The sequence below is a fragment of the Acetobacter conturbans genome, assembly GCF_011516755.1.
Taxonomy (GTDB): Bacteria; Pseudomonadota; Alphaproteobacteria; order Acetobacterales; family Acetobacteraceae; genus Acetobacter; species Acetobacter conturbans.
On sequence record NZ_WOSY01000054.1, the window covers coordinates 1 to 3,274 of the forward strand.

Sequence of the window (3,274 nt, forward strand, 5' to 3'; positions counted from 1 at the left end):
GTCCACGCTGGAGCGCCCGTCCATGACGGTGCCGTCCACCGGGATGCTTTCCCCCGGCCGGATGCGGAGCCGATTGCCGGGCACGATCTGGGCCAGCGGTACGTCGTCCTCCCGATCCAGCGCGCCGACCCGGTGTGCGATTTTCGGTGCGAGATCCAGCAGCGCGCGAATGGCGCGACTGGTACGGGCGCGGGCGCGCAGTTCCAGGACTTGCCCGGCCAACACCAGGGCCACGATAACACCGGCGGCTTCGTAATAGACCGGGACCGACCCGTCATGCATGCGGAAGGCAGCAGGGAACAGGCCAGGGGCCACTGTCGCGGCGATGCTATAGAGAAAGCCTGCGCCGACGCCCAGCATAATCAACGTAAACATGTTCAGATGCCGGGTGCGGAGCGACATCCAGCCGCGTTCGAGGAACGGCCAGCCGGCCCACAGCACGATTGGCGCCGTGAGCGCCAACTGAATCCAGTTCGTCAGGCCGCCATCGAGAAATGCCAGCCCTCCCATATCCGCCGCCATGGCGATGATAACGAGCGGGACCGCCAATATGCTCGCCCCCCACAGGCGCTTGCTGAAATCCACGAGTTCCGGGTTAGGCGTGTCGGCGTCGGATGGCTCCTCCGGTTCCAGCGCCATGCCGCAGATGGGGCAGGAGCCGGGGTGATCCTGTCGGATCTGAGGGTGCATCGGGCAGGTCCAGATCACCCCGACCCGTTTGGGCTGAGACTTGATGGGCGTCGTGTCCGCCTTGTGCAGGTAATGACAGGGGTCGGCTTCGAACTTTGTCTGACAGTGCGCGCTGCAGAAATACCAGGTCTGGCCATCATGGTCGGCATGATGCGTCGCCGTCGCGGGGTCGACTGTCATGCCACACACGGGATCCTTGACCGGGCGCGTCTTAACTCCGGTCGCTGCCGGGGTGGGACCCTCTCCATGGAGATGGGACGCGCAAGCTGCTGTATTGTCGTTCGTCATGAGGTCCCCTTGTTTGTGGCCGCCACGCGGCGCCAGACATGCCATAATCGCTTGCGCTCCATGGTATGCCCCTGTAGGGTATAGTGCAATGAGGCAGTCACGGGTAAAGATTTCGCAGGGCCTGAAACGGGTCGAAGGTCAGGTGCGTGGCATCCAGAAAATGGTGGACGAAGACCGCTATTGCGTGGATGTTCTGCTTCAGCTTCGGGCCGCCAAGGCGGCGTTGCATCGGCTCGAGGGGCTTGTTCTGCGCGAACATATCGCGGGCTGCGTCGTGGAGGCGATCGAATCCGGCGATCCGGTGGAACGTCAGGAAAAGATCGGGGAACTGATCGAAACGGTCAGCAAGATGACGGGGTAGATGTGCAAGAAATCGGCGCGACACGGTTGGGACGGTTGCTGGCCTGCCTGCTTCTGCAGGTGGGACTGATGCTGGCGTCCGTCATGCCGGGTCATGCCGCCACGTTGTCTTCTACAGTTGCTTTGGTTACCCAACCGATGGTTGACATGCCAGGGATGCAGATGCCATCCCATACGGATGCGACGACCGCACATTGCAATCATGAACCGTGCCACGACCATCATCCATGTCATCATTGCGGCGATTGCTGCGCCCAGGGTGCCTGCGTCGCCAATTGGCTGATGCCGCCCTCCGTGACCAGGGCGTTTGATTACTCAGGTGTTACGGCACCTTTCGGCCTGTCTCGTTCGGATCGCATCGTCGGTCATGGGTTCGCGCCGGCCCTGCCACCGCCCAGAGAGATGGCCTGATTCTGTTCTGACAGTCTCAGGGCTGGTCATGGACCTATGACCGGCTCCGCCTTCTCTCTTTTGCGGACTATTATTCATGTCAATACGATCCCTTGCGGGACGGAGCGCGATCACGCGCCGCCGTTTCGTCGTCGGGACGGGCCTGTGGGGAGCGGCGCTGGCCCTCCCGCAGGGCAGCGCGAGCGCCTACGCTTCGGTCTATACACCGGCGTCGGGGCGGCCCGACCCGCTGCCTGGTACCCGTTTCGACCTTACGATCGGTTCTGTACCGATCAATATCACCGGTGCGCGCATGCACGCGGTGGGTGTGAACGGCTCCACGCCCGCGCCGATCCTGCGCTGGCGTCAGGATGACACGGTCGAACTGAACGTCACCAACCGGTTGGATGAGCCCAGTTCGATCCACTGGCACGGCCTCCGGGTGCCGGCCCACATGGATGGCGTGCCCGGTCTGAGCTTTGGCGGGATCGCGCCGGGTGACACGTTCACCTATCGCTTCCCGCTGCATCAGAGCGGCACTTACTGGTATCACAGCCATTCCGGCTTCCAGGAGCAGACGGGCCTGTATGGGGCTCTGATCATCGACCCGAGAGACGGTTACGCGCAGCATTTCGACCGCGATTATGTGATGGTATTGTCCGACTGGACCGACGTCGATCCCGAGGACATCGTCTCAAATCTCAAATTCCAGAGCGATTACTACAATTTCCGCCAGCGTACGGTGGGCACGTTCTTCCGTGACGCGCATCGGCAAGGGCTGGGTGCGACGATCCGGGATCGCCTGCAATGGGGTGCCATGAACATGGCACCGACCGACATTCTGGATGTGTCGGGCATCATCTACACCTACCTGATCAACGGCCAGTCTCCCGGGGCAAACTGGACTGGCCTGTTCCGACCGGGCGAGCGCATACGCCTGCGCTTCATCAATGCGTCGGCGATGACGCTGTTCGACGTGCGGGTTCCCGGCCTGACGATGACCGTCGTTCAGGCCGACGGCAATGACGTGGAGCCCATCCCTGTCGATGAATTCCGCATCGGACCTGCAGAAACCTACGATGTGATTGTCGAGCCCACCGCCGATGGACCGTACACGGTCTTTGCGCAGGCCGAGGATCGCACCGGATACGCGCGCGGCACACTCGCCACCCGTCCGGGCCTTGCCGGGCCGGTTCCCCCCATGGACCCGCGCCCGCTGCGCACCATGACCGACATGGGCATGGGGAATATGGACATGAAGGGCGGCATGGCAGGCATGGAGATGGGGAGTCCGCCGGGGAAGCCCGGTGATGCCCCTGCCAGCGGCGGCATGGACATGGATCACATGGATATGAAGCAGGCCAACAGGCCCGGAGCCGCCGCGATGGATATGCCGGGCACGGCGGCTGCGCCGCGGCATAAAACAGAGCTGAAGCCCGGCGTCGCGGTGCAGAGTGTCGCCATGATGCCGATCAACCGGCTGGCGGAGCCGGGCGACGGGCTGGAGAATAATGGTCGCCGCGTTCTGACCTATGCCGATCTGCGG

Annotated in this window: 4 protein-coding genes; 3 read left to right on the plus strand and 1 reads right to left on the minus strand. The window is 63.1% G+C overall.

The annotated features are described in order from the left end of the window. Window positions 1-1,023: heavy metal-binding domain-containing protein (locus GOB81_RS17170; protein ID WP_173571438.1), on the minus strand; the 1,023-nt coding region annotated here is incomplete at its 3' end. Between the two features lie 43 nt (window positions 1,024-1,066). Here GOB81_RS17170 and GOB81_RS17175 point away from each other — a divergent pair. From GOB81_RS17175 to GOB81_RS17185, 3 genes are all read left to right on the plus strand, one after another. After that, window positions 1,067-1,339 (plus strand): metal-sensitive transcriptional regulator, encoded by a 273-nt coding sequence (locus GOB81_RS17175; RefSeq protein ID WP_007284529.1) that lies wholly within the window; start codon window positions 1,067-1,069, stop codon window positions 1,337-1,339. A 2-nt stretch (window positions 1,340-1,341) separates the two neighbouring features. Beyond that, complete coding sequence (locus GOB81_RS17180; RefSeq protein ID WP_023979776.1) at window positions 1,342-1,749, plus strand: hypothetical protein; 408 nt, start codon at window positions 1,342-1,344, stop codon at window positions 1,747-1,749. A gap of 76 nt (window positions 1,750-1,825) precedes the next feature. Beyond that, window positions 1,826-3,274, plus strand: a 1,449-nt coding sequence (locus GOB81_RS17185) for a copper resistance system multicopper oxidase (protein WP_173571439.1), incomplete at its 3' end; no start/stop codon positions are given.